17 protein-coding genes and 1 pseudogene are annotated in these 17,340 nt (G+C 61.2%); 3 read left to right on the top strand and 15 right to left on the bottom strand.

Going from position 1 to position 17,340, the window contains the following annotated elements:
• The 8 genes and pseudogenes from AC6BYQ_RS04595 to AC6BYQ_RS04560 all read right to left on the bottom strand — a co-directional run.
• Positions 1 to 273: pseudogene (locus tag AC6BYQ_RS04595) on the bottom strand (type II toxin-antitoxin system RelE family toxin); the annotation flags it as partial.
• Positions 263 to 514, bottom strand: coding sequence for a type II toxin-antitoxin system Phd/YefM family antitoxin (locus tag AC6BYQ_RS04590; RefSeq protein ID WP_498056369.1), 252 nt, complete (start codon positions 512 to 514; stop codon positions 263 to 265). The pseudogene AC6BYQ_RS04595 and the gene AC6BYQ_RS04590, both read right to left, overlap by 11 nt.
• Before the next feature lie 104 nt (positions 515 to 618).
• Complete coding sequence (gene artJ, locus AC6BYQ_RS04585; RefSeq protein WP_015377297.1) at positions 619 to 1,353, bottom strand: arginine ABC transporter substrate-binding protein; 735 nt, start codon at positions 1,351 to 1,353, stop codon at positions 619 to 621.
• A 198-nt stretch (positions 1,354 to 1,551) separates the two neighbouring features.
• Positions 1,552 to 2,220: an arginine ABC transporter permease ArtM gene (artM, locus tag AC6BYQ_RS04580; RefSeq protein WP_019454577.1), complete on the bottom strand. Its 669-nt coding sequence runs from the start codon at positions 2,218 to 2,220 to the stop codon at positions 1,552 to 1,554.
• On the bottom strand, positions 2,220 to 2,936 hold the full coding sequence (gene artQ / locus AC6BYQ_RS04575; RefSeq protein ID WP_025159684.1) for an arginine ABC transporter permease ArtQ: 717 nt from the start codon (positions 2,934 to 2,936) through the stop codon (positions 2,220 to 2,222). The genes artM and artQ overlap by 1 nt, the downstream gene beginning before the upstream one ends.
• Before the next feature lie 9 nt (positions 2,937 to 2,945).
• Positions 2,946 to 3,677 (bottom strand): arginine ABC transporter substrate-binding protein, encoded by a 732-nt coding sequence (gene artJ, locus AC6BYQ_RS04570; RefSeq protein WP_004928409.1) that lies wholly within the window; start codon positions 3,675 to 3,677, stop codon positions 2,946 to 2,948.
• Positions 3,678 to 3,709: 32 nt separating this feature from the next.
• The gene (artP, locus tag AC6BYQ_RS04565; protein ID WP_139285539.1) at positions 3,710 to 4,438 is read right to left on the bottom strand and encodes an arginine ABC transporter ATP-binding protein ArtP; all 729 of its coding nucleotides are present in this window, start codon (positions 4,436 to 4,438) and stop codon (positions 3,710 to 3,712) included.
• Between the two features lie 263 nt (positions 4,439 to 4,701).
• Positions 4,702 to 5,244, bottom strand: coding sequence for a lipoprotein (locus AC6BYQ_RS04560; RefSeq protein WP_019454574.1), 543 nt, complete (start codon positions 5,242 to 5,244; stop codon positions 4,702 to 4,704).
• Positions 5,245 to 5,403: 159 nt separating this feature from the next.
• On the opposite strand from AC6BYQ_RS04560, the gene AC6BYQ_RS04555 reads away from it, so the two are divergent.
• The gene (locus tag AC6BYQ_RS04555; RefSeq protein ID WP_004928400.1) at positions 5,404 to 5,727 is read left to right on the top strand and encodes a heavy metal-binding domain-containing protein; all 324 of its coding nucleotides are present in this window, start codon (positions 5,404 to 5,406) and stop codon (positions 5,725 to 5,727) included.
• Between the two features lie 49 nt (positions 5,728 to 5,776).
• Here AC6BYQ_RS04555 and AC6BYQ_RS04550 read toward each other — a convergent pair whose 3' ends face one another.
• Entirely contained in the window at positions 5,777 to 7,303 is a 1,527-nt protein-coding gene (locus tag AC6BYQ_RS04550; protein WP_063919111.1) for a DUF3300 domain-containing protein, read from the bottom strand.
• Positions 7,304 to 7,490: 187 nt separating this feature from the next.
• Between AC6BYQ_RS04550 and AC6BYQ_RS04545 the strand changes: the two genes are divergently transcribed.
• Entirely contained in the window at positions 7,491 to 8,327 is an 837-nt protein-coding gene (locus tag AC6BYQ_RS04545; protein ID WP_019454572.1) for an N-acetylmuramoyl-L-alanine amidase, read from the top strand.
• On the opposite strand, the gene AC6BYQ_RS04540 is transcribed toward AC6BYQ_RS04545, so the two are convergent.
• Positions 8,328 to 9,338 carry a 3-beta-hydroxysteroid dehydrogenase gene (locus AC6BYQ_RS04540; RefSeq protein WP_004928393.1) on the bottom strand — a complete coding sequence of 337 codons (1,011 nt, stop codon included), beginning with the start codon at positions 9,336 to 9,338 and terminating at the stop codon, positions 8,328 to 8,330.
• 158 nt (positions 9,339 to 9,496) lie between these two features.
• Complete coding sequence (locus AC6BYQ_RS04535) at positions 9,497 to 10,936, bottom strand: DUF2867 domain-containing protein (protein WP_498056368.1); 1,440 nt, start codon at positions 10,934 to 10,936, stop codon at positions 9,497 to 9,499.
• Between the two features lie 150 nt (positions 10,937 to 11,086).
• Here AC6BYQ_RS04535 and AC6BYQ_RS04530 point away from each other — a divergent pair, with 150 nt between their 5' ends.
• Entirely contained in the window at positions 11,087 to 11,434 is a 348-nt protein-coding gene (locus AC6BYQ_RS04530; protein ID WP_498056367.1) for a DUF1294 domain-containing protein, read from the top strand.
• Between the two features lie 28 nt (positions 11,435 to 11,462).
• Here AC6BYQ_RS04530 and ltaE read toward each other — a convergent pair whose 3' ends face one another.
• From ltaE to hcp, 4 genes are all read right to left on the bottom strand, one after another.
• Positions 11,463 to 12,479 carry a low-specificity L-threonine aldolase gene (gene ltaE / locus AC6BYQ_RS04525; protein ID WP_498056366.1) on the bottom strand — a complete coding sequence of 339 codons (1,017 nt, stop codon included), beginning with the start codon at positions 12,477 to 12,479 and terminating at the stop codon, positions 11,463 to 11,465.
• 75 nt (positions 12,480 to 12,554) lie between these two features.
• Complete coding sequence (poxB, locus tag AC6BYQ_RS04520) at positions 12,555 to 14,276, bottom strand: ubiquinone-dependent pyruvate dehydrogenase (RefSeq protein WP_198635483.1); 1,722 nt, start codon at positions 14,274 to 14,276, stop codon at positions 12,555 to 12,557.
• Between the two features lie 199 nt (positions 14,277 to 14,475).
• Positions 14,476 to 15,477, bottom strand: coding sequence for an NADH oxidoreductase (hcr, locus tag AC6BYQ_RS04515; RefSeq protein ID WP_498056365.1), 1,002 nt, complete (start codon positions 15,475 to 15,477; stop codon positions 14,476 to 14,478).
• A 55-nt stretch (positions 15,478 to 15,532) separates the two neighbouring features.
• A complete protein-coding gene (hcp, locus tag AC6BYQ_RS04510) occupies positions 15,533 to 17,182 on the bottom strand; it encodes a hydroxylamine reductase (RefSeq protein WP_197667423.1) in 1,650 nt (549 codons plus the stop codon).
• Positions 17,183 to 17,340 lie beyond the last annotated feature (158 nt).

The following is a 17,340-nucleotide window of genomic DNA, read 5'->3' as shown; positions in this document are numbered from 1 at the left end:
TTTGGCAGAGGTGTAAGCCGCTGAACGTTCGCGTTTGCCTACAGAAAGGACCAGAACCACGATCTCCGTCTCTATGACGCGATAGACCAAACGAAAGCCTGAGGCTCTGAGTTTGATTTTGTAGCAATCGGGCAAACCGGCGAGTTTGTTGGCTGGGATGTGGGGATTAACCAGCACCGATGCCAGCTTTTTTTTGAACTGTTCCCGGATCACCGGGGACAGTTTTTTGAATTCCTTCAGTGCATGTTCTTCGAATTCAAGCTTATAAGTCATCCAAATTGACCTTAACGCGTTTGCCGTTCATCCGTGAACGAACGATTTCAGCGAGTTCGATATCTTCAAGGTATTCCGCGATCGCCTCCCAGGTTTCCGGTGAGACGTAATATCCCGAAATTTTACCGTTGGTCAGGACGGCGACCGGTTGTCCGTGCGCTTCTTTTAGGGCGGCATTGGGCGATTTTTTAAAATCGCTGATGCTGACCGCGGAATTGGCGAGAATAGGCTGAACCGTCATGATGTTATCCTTGATGCTAAATTTAGTGTCAAATTTAGCACTAACTGGATGGTGTAGCAATCAGAGGGAGCCGCCCGCCAAAGGAAGGCGGCTCCACGCGAGACTTACTGCGGGAACCACTTGTCGTTGATGGCCTTATAGGTGCCGTCGGCCTTGATGGCGTCCAGCGCGGCGTTCAGCTTGGCCAGCAGCGCCTGGTTGTCCGGGCGCACCGCGATGCCAAGACCGGTGCCGAAGTACTGCGCATCGGTGATGTGTTCGCCGACCGGCGCCAGCTGCGGATTGGTTTTCAGCCACTCGTTCACCACGGCGGTGTCGCCGAACACGCCGTCGATGCGGCCGTTTTTCAGCTCCAGAATGGCGTTCTGGTAGCTGTCGTAAGAGACGGTGTTAATCTCCGGGTGCTTGTCCTGCATGTATTTCTGGTGGGTGGTGCCGTTTTCCATGCCGAGCTTTTTGCCTTTCAGATCCGCCAGCGAGCTGAACTTGCCTTTTTGCGCGATCACGATCGCCGAGTTGGCGTAGTAAGGCTGGGTGAAGGCGACCTGTTTGCTGCGCTCTGGCGTGATATCCATGCCGGAAATCACCGCATCGTATTTCTTGAATTTCAGCGCGGCGATCAGGCTGTCGAACGCCTGGTTGGTGAAAGTGCACTGCGCCTGCATCTGCTTGCACAACGCGTTGGCCAGATCGATATCGAAACCGACGATCTGGTTGTTGGCGTCCAGCGATTCGAACGGCGGGTAGGTGGCGGAGGCGGCGAAGCGGATGGTTTCGGCTGCGGTGGCGTTAAAGGTCATCCCGGCCAACATCGTCGCGGCAAGCAGCAGTTTTTTCATGCGTAGAGCTCCTGTCTGGATCCTGAAAGTGATTATTCGCTATCGTTTGTTTTTACTGGTAATCGCCAGAGGTTTTTACGTGTGCGTCTGCTGATAACCCTGCCATTGAGTGAATTAAAATGCAATATAAATGATTAAATATTGCTATGGGGATAAAAAAAGCCCCGCTCAGTGGCGGGGCTTAGGAGGGAGGTGGCCTCAGTTACGGCGCTCAAACGCCAGCGCGCGGCGTTCCACCAGGCGCATCAGCAGCGTCAGCAGGCCGTTGACGCACAGGTACACCAGGCCGGCGGCGCCGAACACCATCACGTCGTAGGTGCGGCCGTACATCAGCTGACTGTAGCCCATCACTTCCATCAGCGTGATGGTGTAAGCCAGCGAGGTGCTTTTGAACACCAGCACCACTTCGTTGGAGTAAGACGACAGCGCGCGTTTGAAGGCGAACGGCAACAGAATGCGCAAGGTCTGCCGGCGCGACATGCCCAGCGCCTCGCACGACTGCCACTGCCCGGCGGGAATGGCGCGCACCGCGCCGTAGAACAGCTGCGTGGTATAGGCCGCGCTATTCAGCGCCAGCGCAATCATCGCGCACAGCCAGGGCTGCGACAGCAAGTTCCACAGCCACGGGTAGTCGCGGATCGCCGGAAACTGCCCGGGGCCGTAGTAGATCAGGAAGATCTGCACCAGCAGCGGCGTGCCGGTGAACAGCGTTACATAGGCTTTGACCAGCGGCGTCAGGATCGGCGTTTTCAGCGTCAGGATCACCGTCAGCAGCAGCGACAGCGCCAGCGCGACGATCAACGCGGCGACGGTCAGCGTCAGGCTGGTGTGCAACCCCTTGAGGATTTCCGGCAAGTATTCAAACATCAGACCGGCCCCCGCTCAAAGCGCGTGGCGCGCAGCTCAATGCGTTTGATGACGTATTGGCTGAACAGCGTCACCAGCAGGTAGATGGCCGCCGCGATCACATACCAGGTAAAAGGCTCCTGGGTGCGGGTGGCGATGCTCTTGGTTTGCAGCATCAGATCGTTCACGCTGATCAGTGACACCAGCGCGGTGTCTTTCAGCAGCACCAGCCACTGATTGCCGAGGCCGGGCAGGGCGTGGCGCCACATCTGCGGCATGATCAGGCGGAAGAAGATCGCCGCCTTGCCGAGCCCCAGCGCCTGGCCGGATTCCCATTGCCCCTGCGGTACCGCTTTGAGCGCGCCGCGCAGCGTCTGCGAGGCGTAGGCGGAATAGAGCAGGGCCAGAGCGATCACCCCGCACAGGAACGGGCTGACTTCGAAATTGTCGATCGCCAACTGAATCGGCAGCTGGAACAGACCGAGGTTGAGGGTAAAGCCGTCGGAGAGCATCAGCAGCAGCTGCGACGAGCCGAAATAGATAAACAGCACCACCAGGATTTCCGGCAGGCCGCGCAACACGGTCACCCAGGCGGTGCCGAGCCAGCTGACCGCTTTCCAGCGGGACGATTCCCATACGGCGAACAGCATCGCCAGAATCAGCCCGAGGATCAGGGCGCAAACGGCAAGGCCGACGGTCATGCCGGCGGCGCTTGCTAAAGGTTGTAATTCATTCATTTGGGCGTATTACTGCTGGAACCATTTTTTGTAGATGGTTTCATAGGTCCCATCCTGCTTGATCTTGTCCAGAGCGGCGTTGAACTTGCCCTGCAGATCGGTGTTCTTCTGGCGCACCGCGATGCCAAGGCCGGTGCCGAAGTAATCTTTGTCGGTCACTTTAGCGCCCACTGCCGCCAGCGCGTCATTCTGCTTCAGCCACTCGTTGACCACTGCCGTATCGCCGAACACCGCATCAACGCGGCCGTTCTTCAGATCCAAAATGGCGTTCTGATAGCTGTCGTAAGGCACGGTGGTGATTTCCGGGTGCTTGTCGGTCAGGTATTTCTGGTGGGTGGTGCCGTTTTGCACGCCCACTTTTTTGCCTTTCAGCGCCGCCACGTCGGCGATTTTGCCTTTCTGCGCGATGAACAGCGCCGAGTTATCGTAGTAAGGCTTGGTGAACAGCACCTGCTTCTCGCGCTCCGGCGTAATGTCCATACCGGCCATCACCGCATCGAAACGCTTGAACTTCAGGCTCGGGATCAGGCTGTCGAACGCCTGGTTGGTGAAGGTGCACTCGGCCTGCATTTCTTTGCACAGCGCGTTGGCCAGATCGACATCAAAACCCTGAATCTTGTTGCCGGCGTCAATAAATTCAAACGGAGGATAGGAGGCTTCGGTAGCGAAACGGATAGTTTCGGCTGCGGAGGCGGAAACGCTGATGCCAGCCAGAACGGCGGCGATTATTAGTTTTTTCATCGCAAACTCCCCAAATTACAGCAAGTTAATTGTTAGTGTGATAAGTAATTAGCAAACTCGGTGGTCCGCGGCTGCGTGAAGTGGCTGCTGTCGCCTTGCTCCACTACGTGGCCGTTTTCCATGTACACCACGCGGCTGGCGGTTTTGCGCGCCACTTCCACTTCGTGGGTGACGATCACCTGAGTGATGCCGGTGCCGGCCAGTTCGCGAATGATGCTGACGATCTGGGCGGTGATTTCCGGATCCAGCGCCGCGGTCGGTTCATCGAACAGCAGCACCTGCGGTTCCATCATCAGGGCGCGGGCGATCGCCACGCGCTGCTGCTGGCCGCCGGAAAGGTGCAGCGGGAAGCGATCGGCGAAGTCGGTCAGGCGCAGACGCTTGAGCAGCTTGTCGGCACGCTCCATCGCCTGAGCCTTGGTCAGCCCCAGCACGCGGCAAGGTGCTTCGATCAGGTTCTGCACCACGGTGAGGTGAGGCCACAGGTTGTATTGCTGGAACACCATGCCGACATTTTGACGCAGTTCGCGAATGGCTTTCTCGCCCGGCGCCTGCCTGAAGTCGAATTGGTTGCCGGCGATCTGCAATTGGCCCGAACGCGGCATTTCCAGCAGGTTCAGCACCCGCAGCAATGAACTTTTCCCGGCGCCGCTTGGGCCAAGCAGCACCAGGGTTTCCCCGGCTGGACAATCCAGCGTGATGTCAAACAGCGCCTGGTGAGCGCCGTAATAGCAATTGATACCGTTAAGTTGAATACTCATGCGCCAGAATTGAATAGACATTGATGCCGCAAATGTTAACTTCCACAGAATACTTATGCAATCTTTGTGCGTTAAAATTTATGAGTGTGCGGCGGGACAGTAAAAGATTAGCACAAGATACCGCGACTCAAGCCGAGGGAGGGGATTTGTGGCGCAGGCTGTGAGATCGGTAGCGAAATTTTTTCTCTTGGACGAAATTTGAGCGGAAGACAAGGGGGCCGGGTGACCGACGCGGCAAGCCCGCGTCGGCCGGGGAAGGCGGGTTACTGGTTTTCCAGCACCTGACGCACGCTGCCGTTGGTGGCGTGCGCTGGAACATTCAGGTAGCGAATATCATCAACCACCCAGCAGGTGCCTTCGCGCACCATCAGTACTTCGTCTTGCCAGTTCACGGTGCTGTTGGCGTCTTTCTGGTAGCTCAGGTCAACGCGCAGCGGGATGTTCTTCGCATCGGTGTTAGGAATGGTCGAGGCGCTGGCGACGGATGCGCTGCTCGGCCCCTGTGCATTGCCGGAGAATAGATCGCCGGTTATCTGATGTTTACCCGGATTCTGGCCGGCGCTGACCAAATCCTGATACAGCACTTTGCTCAGATAAGGTTGCAGCTGCGCCAGGCGGTTGCTGTCCGGCAGGCCGGTGCCCTGCTGGATGCGCAGGTCATAGAACTTTTGTGCGACCGTATCCGGGCCGCCTTCCACACAGCTGCCGCTGCGGGTGCCGATATCCTTGTATGCCGGTTCCACCGTGGTACAGGCACTCAGCAACAGCGCTAAGGGTAAAACAGCCGCAATCGTTTTTGTTTTCATCTTATTACCTTATGTGAAAGTCTCTACCATGAAGACCGATAGCTTACAGTATAAATGCGTTTTTTGGCCTTGCATTCGTACTGCGTGCCATTGATTAAGCGAACATAACGCCAATCTTCTGGTCATAGATACGTTGAATTAATCAAACAAGGAATTCTGATGCAGCTTTCAACTACCCCGACCCTGGAAGGGTTCACCATTACCGAATACTGCGGCGTCGTCACCGGTGAAGCGATTCTCGGCGCCAACATTTTCCGTGATTTTTTCGCCGGCGTGCGCGACATCGTCGGCGGCCGTTCGGGCGCGTATGAGAAAGAGCTGCGCAAGGCGCGCCTGATCGCGTTCGAAGAGCTGGAAGATCAGGCGAAAGAGCTGGGCGCCAACGCGGTGGTGGGTATTGATATCGATTATGAAACCGTTGGCAAAGACGGCAGCATGCTGATGGTGACCGTCAGCGGCACCGCGGTGAAAGTCAGCCGCTAACGCCATTCTCCGCGCCCCGGCCGTTGCGCCGGGGCGACATCCCGTTGGTTTATCCCTCTTTATGCGGCGGCTCGACGATCGGGCGGTGTTCCTGCGGCTTGACCGGTGCAGATTCCTGGCGATGCGGCATCTGTTGAACGGTCGGCTGATGAACCTGCGGCGCCGGTGCCGGATGCGGCATGACGCGCTCTTGCGGCACCGGCGCTGGGCGAACCACCGCCGGATGCAGCGTTGCGGCCGGCTCACGCACTACCGGCTGCACGACGTGCGGCGCCGCCTGAACCTGTGGCCGCACGGTGGATTGATGCACTGGCGCGGCGGTCTGCATCGGATGCGTCTGTACCGGCGCTGAATGCACGGCCATCGGTTGCTGCGCGTGAGGCGCTGCCGGCGCGGCATGCGTGAACGTCGGCATGCTCATCGGTTGCTGCACATGGGGCGCGTTGACCGGTTGTTGCACGTGTGGGGCGGCAGCCACCGGCTGAGTATGCGCAAAGTTCGGCATGGTCATCGGCGCGTGGGCCGCAGGCGCGACGCGCGGCTGTTGCGGCGCAGCGTTAGGCACCGGTTGGCTGAAACGCGGCGTCGGCGCGGCGGTGGTATTGTAGTTGTTCACCGTGCTGGTGGTGCTGCGATTCACATTGTTCACGTTGTTATATTGGTTGATGTTGGTGACGCGATTCACCACGGTGGTGGAATGCGACACGTAGGGCGCATTGCGGTAGACCACCGGCTGGCGCCGATCGTCCCAGCGCATATCCCAGTTGTGCCAGCCGCTATTGTGTTGGTTGAGCAAAGAGGCGACCGCGATGCCAACGCCGAAGCTGATCACGCCGGCTGCCAGCATATCGCCGCCGCTGTAACCTGAAGGCTGATATTGATAGCTTGGATAAGCTTGGATCGGCGTGCCGTAGGCCTCCCAGGGATCGTAATGCGGAACGTAAACCGTATCCGGTTGGCTGGGCTCGATGACGATGGTTTCGCCCGGCGCCGCCACCACGCTCTGGCGATAGGACTGCTGCTCAACGTAACGGGTCGTCGGCGCTACGACGATGCGCTGCTGTGGGGTGTTTTTCAACGTGCCCTGGCTGGCCGCTCGTTGACGCATTACCTGAATGGCGTTCATCACGTCCGTAGGATCGTTGAGGTAGGCGCTGCCCAGAGCGGTGGTCCAGGGGATGTTTTTCGCCATCTGATCGAGCACGTCGGGGAATTGCACCAGGCCGCGCACGCTGGGATCCCAGGGTTGAGCATCCGCCGCCGAGCTGAGCGCCGCCGGTTGCAGCCCGCGGTTTTGCGCAAGCCAGGCATCCGCAGCGCTGATTTGGTCAGGATAGCCCGCGCCGGCCAACACTTGCGCCAGCAGCTTGTCGGGGAACAGCGCCACCGGGCTGACCAACTGGTACAGCTGGTCTGCGGTCAGTGGCGTATAGGCCGGCGCACTGGCACTGGCGGCGGGAGCGGCAGGGGGCGGAGTGCCCCCACCCATCGCGCCGGCGACTTTTTGCTGATCGCAGCCGCTGAGCGGCAGCATGGCGGCACAGAGCAACCAGGACAGATAGCGTGGTGTGAACATGTTCGACTCCGCTCTTTCAGCGTAGATGATACTTTGAGACTATCATGGGCGTGAGAGCTCGCCAGTTGGGAGAAACACTCGCTTGCACATCGGCGCTTTCTGTCATTATTTCTCGATTAGCGTGATGATTGGATACAGGTTAATCGCGTCGCGTTACACCTTTCACGGACACAAATCAGGAGGATAAGTGAAAATTTGGCCAGGGATCATCGCCGCCGCGCTGTTGGCGGGGTGCCAAAATCCGCAGCAGGACACGCTCGTCGATCGCGGCGCTTACCAACTCGAGACGCTGCACCAGGCGCAGGGCGCCGATCAGCGCATTCGTTTTTTGGTGATGCACTACACGGCGGAAGACTTCCATTCATCGCTGAAAACGCTGACCGACGAACACGTCAGCGCGCACTACCTGTTGCCGGCGCATCCGCAGCGTGAACACGGCAAACCGACGGTGTATCGGCTGGTGCCGGAAGCGATGCGCGCCTGGCATGCCGGCGCCAGCGCCTGGCGCGGCCGCAGCAGCCTCAACGACACCTCGATCGGCATCGAAATCGTCAACAAGGGGTTCACCCGCAGCATGCTGTTCACCCATTGGCAGCCTTATACGGCGGAGCAGATCGCCGTGCTGATCCCGCTGAGCCGCGACATCATCCAACGCTATGGCATCCAGCCGCAGGACGTGGTGGGGCACAGCGACATCGCACCGCAGCGCAAACAGGATCCCGGCCCGCTGTTCCCTTGGCGACAGCTGGCGCAGGCCGGCATCGGCGCTTGGCCGGACGAACGAGACGTGCAGCGTTTGCTGGCGGGGCGCGATCGCCATGCGCCGGTGCCGATGGCGCCGCTGCTCGATAGGTTGGCGCGTTACGGCTACGCGGTTGATTCGTCATGGGATGCGCGGCAGCAGCGCAATGTGTTGGCGGCGTTTCAGATGCATTTCCGGCCCGACGATGTTCGCGGTGAGCCGGATGCAGAGAGTGAAGCGATTATCGATGCGCTGCTGTTGAAGTATGGCGCGTGGCGTTGATTACAGGCCGTGCAGTTTGCCGTGATCTTTCAGCCAGCGGGCGGTGCGCGCGATGCCCTCTTCCAGCGAGACGATCGGCTGATAGCCCAGCTCTTGTTGCGCACGGGTGGTATCGAGCGTGAGGTCGAAGTTGAGTTTGGCGACGCCGTAGTGGGTCAGCACCGGCTCCTTTTCGCTTTTGCTGCCCAGACGCTCCATGCCGCGCGCCATCATGTCGAGCATCGGATAGGGCACGGAGCGAATGCGGCATTTCATGCCAAGATCGTCGATCAGCTGCTGCACCACGGTGCGCAGCGGGCGCGGCTGCTGGTTGGTGATGTTGTAGGCGCGGCCGGACGGCGTATCTTCTTTTAACGTCGCCAGCCACATGGCGTGCACCGCATTCTCCAGATAGGTCATGTCCACCATCGCCGCGCCGCCGCGCGGCAGCAGCAGGTTGCCGTAGCGTTTGATCATCTGCAGCAGCCGCGGCAACATCACCTTGTCGTGCGGCCCGAACAACCCCTGCGGGCGCAGAATGGTGAAATGGGTCTGTGGATTGGACAGCGCCAGTTGCTGGATCACCTGCTCGCCGGCGGCCTTGCTGCGCGCGAACTCATTGGCGTAGCGCTGCGGGCGGAAATCTTCGGTCACGTTGCGGTGATGGTGGTAATCGAAATAGATCGCCGGGGAAGAGATGTGAATGAACTGCGCTACGCCGTAGGCTGCCGCCCATTCACCAAGGCGGCGAGTGGCGCGCACGTTGGCCAGTTCGAAGGCTTCTTCGGTGCCCCAGGGCGAGGTAAAGCTGGAGCAGTGCCACAGCACGTCGACGTCCGCCAGCATCGCCTTGGCCTGCGAAGAGATCAGGTTGGTGAGATCGGCATGAATGAACTCCGCGCCCATTTTTTCCAGCAGGCCGCCCATCGCCTGGTTGCGACCGGTGGCGCGCACTTTGATGCCCTGGCGGCGCAGATATTCAACGGCGTTACGGCCTAATCCACTGGTTGCACCGGTGACCAATACCTTCATAACGGACTCTATTCTCACCCAAAATCGGAAGACCGGCGGGCGCTTGCGGCGCTCCCAGCAAATAAGATGCCATTCTTCCGTGATTTCGTGCGCTATGCAATCGGAAAGCCCCGAAGCACAGCGGCAAACTGTGCGGTTGATCGACAAATGAGCGCCGTTTAGCGGCGTTGGCGGTCCAGGCCCTCGGCAAGCTCGGCGATGCGTTTCGCCATGCCGCGAAAAATAAACAGATGCGCGGGCATCATGGCGAACCAATACAGCAGCCCGCTGAAGCCGGCCGGGTGCCACCAGGCACGCACGTCCAGCGTGCGGCGATCGCCGTGATCGGTGATGGTGAAGCTTAGCCGCCCCAGGCCGGGCGCCTTCATGCCAAACAGCAGCGCCAGCTGCCGCAGCGGCTTCAGGGTAATCACTTTCCAGCCGTTGATTTCGTCGCCCAGCGCCAGGGCCGCGCGCGCCGGGCGGCCATAGACCACGCCGTTGCCGATCATGTCGTCCATGCGCGCGCGGATCCGCCACAGGATATTGGCGTAGAAATAGCCTTCTTCTCCTCCCAGCTGCTGCACCGTTTGCCACAGGGCCTGGCTGGAGGCGGCGGTATCCAGCGAGCAACCGGCCTGTTTGGGGTAGTAGCCGTAGCCGGGGCGCCAGCGCGCCTGCGCCGCTGGATCGTAGCCCCAGTCGGCGGAGTCGACCACTTCCAGCTCGCGCTGCAGCGTGGTGGTGACCGCCTGATCAAAGGTGTGCAGCCGTTGTGGGATCAGGGCCTGCAATGGCCGGCCATCGGCGGGCAGATCGTGCTTCAGTCCCTGGATCAGCGCGCGGGCGATCGGCGTCGGCACCGAGGTGATCAGGCTAATGAACCACACCGAAATCAGCCGCGTCGGCAAGGGGATCGGGATCAGCCAGCGCCGTTTGCCGCTGATGGCGATAAAGCGTTTGAACATGTCCTGATAGCTGAGGTATTCCGGCCCGGCGACGTCGAAGATGCGGTGTTCCTGCGCCGGATGCGCCAGCAGATCGGCCAGATAAACCAGCAGGTTCTCCAGCGCCACCGGCGACGATTTCGAACGCACCCAGCGCGGCGGCGTCAGCACCGGCAGGTTATAGACCATATCGCGCATCACTTCGAACGCCGCCGAGCCGGGGCCAACGATGATGCCGGCGCGCAGCTCGGTGACCGGTACGCCGCTTTGGCGCAGGATCTCGCCGGTCAGGCGGCGTGCCGCCAGGTGCGGCGAACTGTCGTCGTTCGGCTGCAGCGCGCCAAGGAAGATCACCTGCTTGACGCAGGCATTGCGCAGTGCGTCGCGCAGATTTTCCGCCGCCTGGCGTTCCTTTTCGATAAAGTCGTCGCCGTCGCCCATCGCGTGCACCAGATAGTACAGCGTATCTATCTCCCACAGCGCCGCGCTCAGGGTTTCCGGGCGGTACAGATCGGCATACAGGCAGTTGACCTGTGGCCAGTTCTGCTCCTGCAGCCACTCGATGCGCCGCGCGGCGGCGGTAATCTGGTGCCCTTGTTCGATAAGGTGCGGGATCAGGTTCTGGCCTATATAGCCACTGGCTCCAAGAACCAGTACGCGTTGGGGTGTCATCGTGCCGCCTTGTGCGGTGAAAGAGTCGCAGAACGACAGGATGCCAAATTCAGGGTTTAAATGCACTTTCTGTATGGGTATAAGCCGGTTGCATCCGCCGTAGCGCAGGTTCACACTACGCGCCCCTTATCGAATGAAAAACCGGATGCCATGAAACTCAATGTGATTTGTTACGCCCTGCTGGGCCTGGCGCTGATCGCCAGCCTGTTCTCGCCGCATCCGGTGTGGATGTGGCTGCTGTCGGCCAATCTGCTGACGTTTCTGATCTATGGCGGCGATAAGCTGGCGGCGCGCAAGGGGTGGCGGCGGGTGCCGGAGGCGACGCTGTTGCAGTTCGGCGCGCTGGGCGGGTGGTTGGGTGCACTGGCGGCGCAGCAGCTGTTTCGCCACAAGACCCAGAAACAGCCGTTTAAAACCTGGTTTATTCTCAGCGTGGCGCTCAACCTGGCGGCGGTGCTGGGGCTGTGGTACTGGGTTTACGGCCGCTGGATTTTCTGATGCGGGGCGCGCCGTGCGCCCCGAAGGATCAGGCGTGCTGCTGCAGGAACTCCCGCCACAGCTCGACCACCCGCTGCAGGTCCTGGCGGCTGACGTCGAGGTGGGTCAGAATGCGCGTCAGCGGGCCGCTGCTGATCAGCACGCCGCGTTCGCGCATCCACGGGCCGAATTTGGCCGCCAGCTCAGGGGATTGGCGCAGATACAGCACGTTGGTCTGCGCGCCGGGTTCGGCGATCTCCACGCCGATCTGCCGCAGCTGTTGCTCCAGCCAGGTCGCGTTGTCATGGTCTTCGCGCAGCCGCGCGACGTTATGCTCCAAAGCGTAAAGACCGGCCGCCGCCAGAATGCCGGCCTGACGCAGCCCGCCGCCGGTCATTTTGCGCCAGCGCAGCGCGCGCTGAATGAAGGCTTCGCTGCCGCACAGCAGCGATCCGACCGGCGCGCCTAATCCCTTCGACAGGCAAATGGTGAAGGTGTCGCAGTATTGCACGATCTCTTTCAGCGGCAGGTTCAGCGCCACGGCGGCGTTGAAGATGCGCGCGCCGTCGATATGCAGCGCCAGCTGGCGCTCGCGGGTAAACTGCCACGCCTGCTGCAGGTAGGCCTGCGGCAAGACTCTGCCGCTGATGGTGTTTTCCAGGCTCAGCAGCCGGGTGCGGGCGAAGTGGATGTCGTCGGGTTTAATGGCGGCGGCGAGCTTGTCCAGCGGCAGCGTGCCGTCCGCGTCGGCCTCGATCGGCTGCGGCTGGATGCTGCCCAGCACCGCCGCGCCGCCGGCTTCGTATTTATAGTTGTGCGCCTGTTGGCCGACCAGATACTCGTCGCCGCGCTGGCAGTGGCTCAGCAGCGCCACCAGGTTGGCCTGGGTGCCGCTGGGCAAAAACAGCGCCGCTTCTTTGCCCGACAGGCGCACCGCCTCGGCCTCCAGCGCGTTGACCGTCGGGTCATCGCCGTAGACGTCGTCGCCGACCTCTGCCTGAGCCATCGCCTGGCGCATGGCGGCGCTGGGGCGGGTAACGGTGTCGCTGCGTAGATCGATAAGCATAGGGTTCCTGGAATGTAAGGGAGAGGAAAAGGGTACATGGCATCATATACCCTTTATTTTACCGGGGCAGCTTGCTTAACGCAGCCAGTTGGTTTTCGCCAGCTCGACCACTTCATCGCCGCGGCCGTTGATGATGGCGCGCAGCATGTACAGGCTGAAGCCTTTCGCCTGTTCGAACTTGATCTGCGGCGGCATCGCCAACTCTTGCTTGGCGGTGACCACGTCCAGCAGCGCCGGGCCGGGATGCGCCAACATCTCCTGCAGCGCGCCATCCAGTTCCGAGGCTTTTTCCACGCGGATGCCCTTGATGCCGGCGGCGTTGGCGATTGCCGCAAAGTCCGGGTTATGCAGATCGGTGCCATCGGTCAGGTAGCCGCCGGCCTTCATCTCCATCGCCACGAACCCCAGCACGCTGTTGTTGAACACCACGATCTTCACCGGCAGCTTGAGCTGCGCCAGCGACAGGAAGTCCCCCATCAGCATGGTGAAACCGCCGTCGCCGCACATGGCGATCACCTGCTTATCCGGTGCGGTGGCCTGGGCGCCGATCGCCTGCGGCATGGCGTTGGCCATCGAACCGTGGTTGAACGAACCGAGCAGGCGACGCTTGCCGTTCATTTTCACGTAGCGCGCGGCCCATACCGTCGGTGTGCCGACGTCGCAGGTGAAGATGGCGTCCTCGCTGGCGTAGTGGCTGAGCTGCTGCGCCAGATACTGCGGGTGGATCGGTTGGTCGTCGTTGGCGGTCGCCAGCCCGTCGAGATCCTGGCGCGCGTTGCGGTAATGCTCCAGCGCCTTGTCGAGGAACGCCCGGTCGCGCTTCGGCTCCAGCTGCGGCAGCAGGGCGGTGAGCGTGGTGTGGATGTCGCCCACCAGCGCCATATTGACCGGGCAGTGCGCGCCGATGCTGCCGGGATTGATGTCGATCTGAATGATGTTGGCGTTGGTGGGGTAGAACGCGCGATAGGGGAACTGGGTGCCGAGCAGCACCAGCGTGTCGGCGTTCATCATGGCGTGGTAGCCGGAGGAAAAGCCGATCAGCCCGGTCATGCCGACGCTGTAGGGGTTATCCCATTCGATATGTTCTTTGCCGCGCAGCGCATGCACTACCGGCGCCTGCAGCAGTTCGGCCAGCTTAACCACTTCATCGTGCGCACCGGCACAGCCGCTGCCGCACATCAGGGTGATGTTCTTCGCCTTATTCAGCGTTTCCGCCAGCTTGTTCAGCTCGCTCATCGGCGGCTGCACCAGCGGCAGCGCCGGGGTATGCCAGGTCAGGGTCGCGTCTTCCGGCGCCATGCGCAGCGCCACGTCGCCCGGCAAGACCACCACCGAGACGCCGCGGTTGAGGATCGCCTTGCGCATGGCGATCTCCAGCACGCGCGGCAGCTGTTCCGGGTTGGAAACCAGTTCGCAATAGTGGCTGCATTCGCGGAACAGCTCCTGCGGATGCGTTTCCTGGAAGTAGCCGCTGCCGATTTCGCTGGAAGGGATATGCGCGGCGATAGCCAGCACCGGCACATGGTTGCGGTGGCAGTCGAACAGGCCGTTGATCAGGTGCAGGTTGCCGGGGCCGCAGGAACCGGCGCACACCGCCAACTGGCCGGTGAGCTGGGCTTCGGCGCCGGCGGCGAAGGCGGCCACCTCTTCATGGCGGGTGCCCAGCCATTCGATGGTGCCCATGCGATGCAGGCTGTCGCTAAGGCCGTTGAGCGAATCGCCGGTCACGCCCCAAATGCGTTTTACGCCGGCTTGGTCCAGCGTTTTGGCGATCAGTGTGGCTACGGTTTGCTTCATGGTTCCCCCAAACATGGTTTGAAAAACAATGTGTACTCGATCCGGTGAGTGTCAGCAGAACAACTGCAAGCATAGCTTACCGGCGTTGGACGAGATGCGGTCAGGAAGGGTAAAGAGCGTAGGACGGAGGAAAGTGTAACCGGGCGGGGATGGGGGAACTTGCCGATAAATGCCCCATCGCGGCGATGGGGCCAGGGGATCACGCCAGCATGACGTCGCCCTGCAGCTGGCAACTGCAGGCCAGCACGTAGCCCTGCGCTACCTCTTCCGCGCTCAGCGTCATGGTGCTGGTGGTGGTGTAGTCGCCCTCGAGGATACGGGTTTTGCACGAGCCGCACACCCCGGCGCGGCAGGCGGCGTTGACCGGCAGGGCGTTGGCCTCCATCGCCGCCAGCAGCGTGCTGCCGACCGGCACGCGGAACTCGCGCAGCGGGCGGGCGGCGCGCAGCGTCAGCCCTTCAGCCGCGTCGCTCTGCGCCGCCGGCGTGTGGAACTGCTCTTTATGGAAGCGCTCGGCCGGCACGCCGAGCTGACGGCACAGCTGCTCCACCTGGTCCATATAGGGCGCGGGGCCGCAGGTCATCACCGTGCGTTCGGCGATATCCGGCGCCGCCTGCCGCAGCGCCTGTTCATTGATGCGGCCGCTGAGGTAGCCGGGTTGCAGATCCTGCTCGGCCATCAGCGTCAGGCGCAGCTGCGGATGGGCGGCGCACAGCGCGCGCCATTGATCGGCGAAGATCGTGTCGGCGGGAGTGCGCACGTTAAAGATCACGGCGATATCGCAGGCCGGGCGGTTAGCGGTCAGCCAGCGGCACATCGAGACGATCGGCGTCACGCCGCAGCCGGCGGCCAGCATCAGGTAACGATCGGCCGGGTGGCGTTCGCAGCTGAATTCGCCCTGCGCGTCGGACAGCCACAGGGTGTTGCCGGGCTTGACCTCTTGCGTCAGCCAGCGCGATCCGACGCCGTCCGGCAGGCAGCGCACGCTGATACTGAGAAAGCGGCTCTGGCCGGGCGAGGAGGAGAGCGTATAAGCGCGCAGCGTCTCCTCGCTGTTACGGATGCTGACCAGCGCAAACTGGCCGGCCTGGTAAGGGTAGAAAACGTCGCAGATCAGGTTCAGCGTCCAGACGTCGGCGGTTTCACGCTGGATGGAATGCACCTGCATGCGGTTCGGGCAAAGCGGAGTGGGTTGAGTCATCGGGCACCTCAAAAAGCAAAGGGGCCGGCGCAAGCGGCCCCATAACGTAACGGCATCAGGCGAGCAGCGCGGCGATATCCTGCTCGACGGTGGTGATCGGACGCAGGCCGAATTTCTCGTTGAGGATCGCCATCAGGTTATCGGTCAGGAAGCCCGGCGCGGTCGGGCCGGTGACGATGTTTTTCACCCCCAGCGACAGCAGCGTCAGCAGAATGACGATCGCCTTCTGTTCAAACCACGACAGCACCAGGCTGAGCGGCAGCTCGTTGACGCTGCAGCCGAGGGTGTCGGCCAGCTTGACCGCTAGCATGATGGCGGAGTAAGCGTCGTTGCACTGGCCGACGTCCAGCAGGCGCGGCAACCCCTCCAGCGTGCCGAAGTCCAGCTTGTTGAAGCGGTACTTGCCGCAGGCCAGTGTCATGATCAGGCAGTCTTGCGGCACGCTGCGGGCGAAGTCGGTGAAGTAGCTGCGTTCGTCGCGGCTGCCGTCGCAGCCGCCGACCAGGAAGACGTGGCGCAGTTTCTTTTGCGACACCAGGTCAATTACCGTGTCGGCGGCGTTAAGCAGTGTCTGGCGACCGAAGCCGACGGTGATCAGATGCTCAATCTCGGTATAAGGGAAGCCGTTCATGCCTTGCGCCTGGCGGATCACGGCGCCGAAGTCATCGCCTTCCAGATGGTTGACGCCCGGCCAGCCGACGATGCTGCGGGTCCAGATGCGGTCGCCGTAATTGCCGACGTTAGGATCGATGATGCAGTTGGAGGTCATCACGATCGGGCCGGGGAATTTGGCGAACTCGGTCTGCTGGTTCTGCCAGCCGCTGCCGTAGTTGCCCACCAGGTGCTTGAATTTTTTCAGTTCCGGATAGCCGTGCGCCGGCAGCATTTCACCGTGGGTGTAGACGTTGACGTTTTGCCCTTCAGTTTGCTCGAGCAGCATGCGCAGATCTTTCAGATCGTGGCCGGAAATCAGAATGGCTTTCCCGGCTACCGGGCGCACGTTGACCGCGCTAGGCTGCGGATCGCCGTAGGCCTGGGTTTCACCGCGATCGAGGATCGCCATCACGTTGAAGTTCATCTTGCCGATGCCCATGGCGTTGTTCAGCAGGGTGTCGACGTCGCGCGGCCGGGTGCCGAGCCAGGCCATAAAGGCGTGGTAGTCGGCATAGAGTTGCTCGTCGAACTGGCCAAGCACGTGCGCGTGTTCCATATAGGCCGCTGCGCCTTTCAGGCCATACAGGCAAAGCATGCGCAAGCCGTGTACGTCGTCGCCCACCTCGGCTTTGTCGTCGTTGAGGGCAAACTGCGCCGCCTGTTGCAGCAGCGCAGGCATATCGTCACCGGCCAGCTGCAGCGCCGCCATCGGATGCTCGACGCGCACGCCGGCGTCCAGCAGCCGGCAACGGGCGGCCAGCGAGTCGCGCAGCAGCAGGGTTTCCCGCGCGTAGCCGATGATGCGCTGGGAGTCGAAGTTGACGTTGGTCAGAGTGGAGAAGAAGGCGCGCGGGGCGAAGCTGTCGATCTCGTGGTCGACGATGCCCAGAGAACGCGCCTGCAGCGCCCAGGCGGAGAGACCCTGCAGCGCCGCCACCAGCAGATCCTGCAGATCGGAGGTTTCCGCCGTTTTGCCGCACATGCCCTGAGCATACGAGCAGCCGTTGCCTGCCGGGGTACGGATGGTTTGTTCACATTGCACACAGAACATAGTCGCTTCCTTTTATTTTTAAAGTTGCATTTATAATGCTTGTTTAAAAGCATAGATCGGCGATTGGGGTTGCAAAAGGCTTTTGTGCGACTAGTGCGGGCAAGTTTGATTTAGCGCAATTTTGCCGTGCGGATGGGAATTATTACCTATTGGGGGCC

The sequence above is a fragment of the Serratia sp. LTN-2 genome, assembly GCF_059740205.1.
This window is presented reverse-complemented; position numbering and strand designations above follow the sequence as displayed.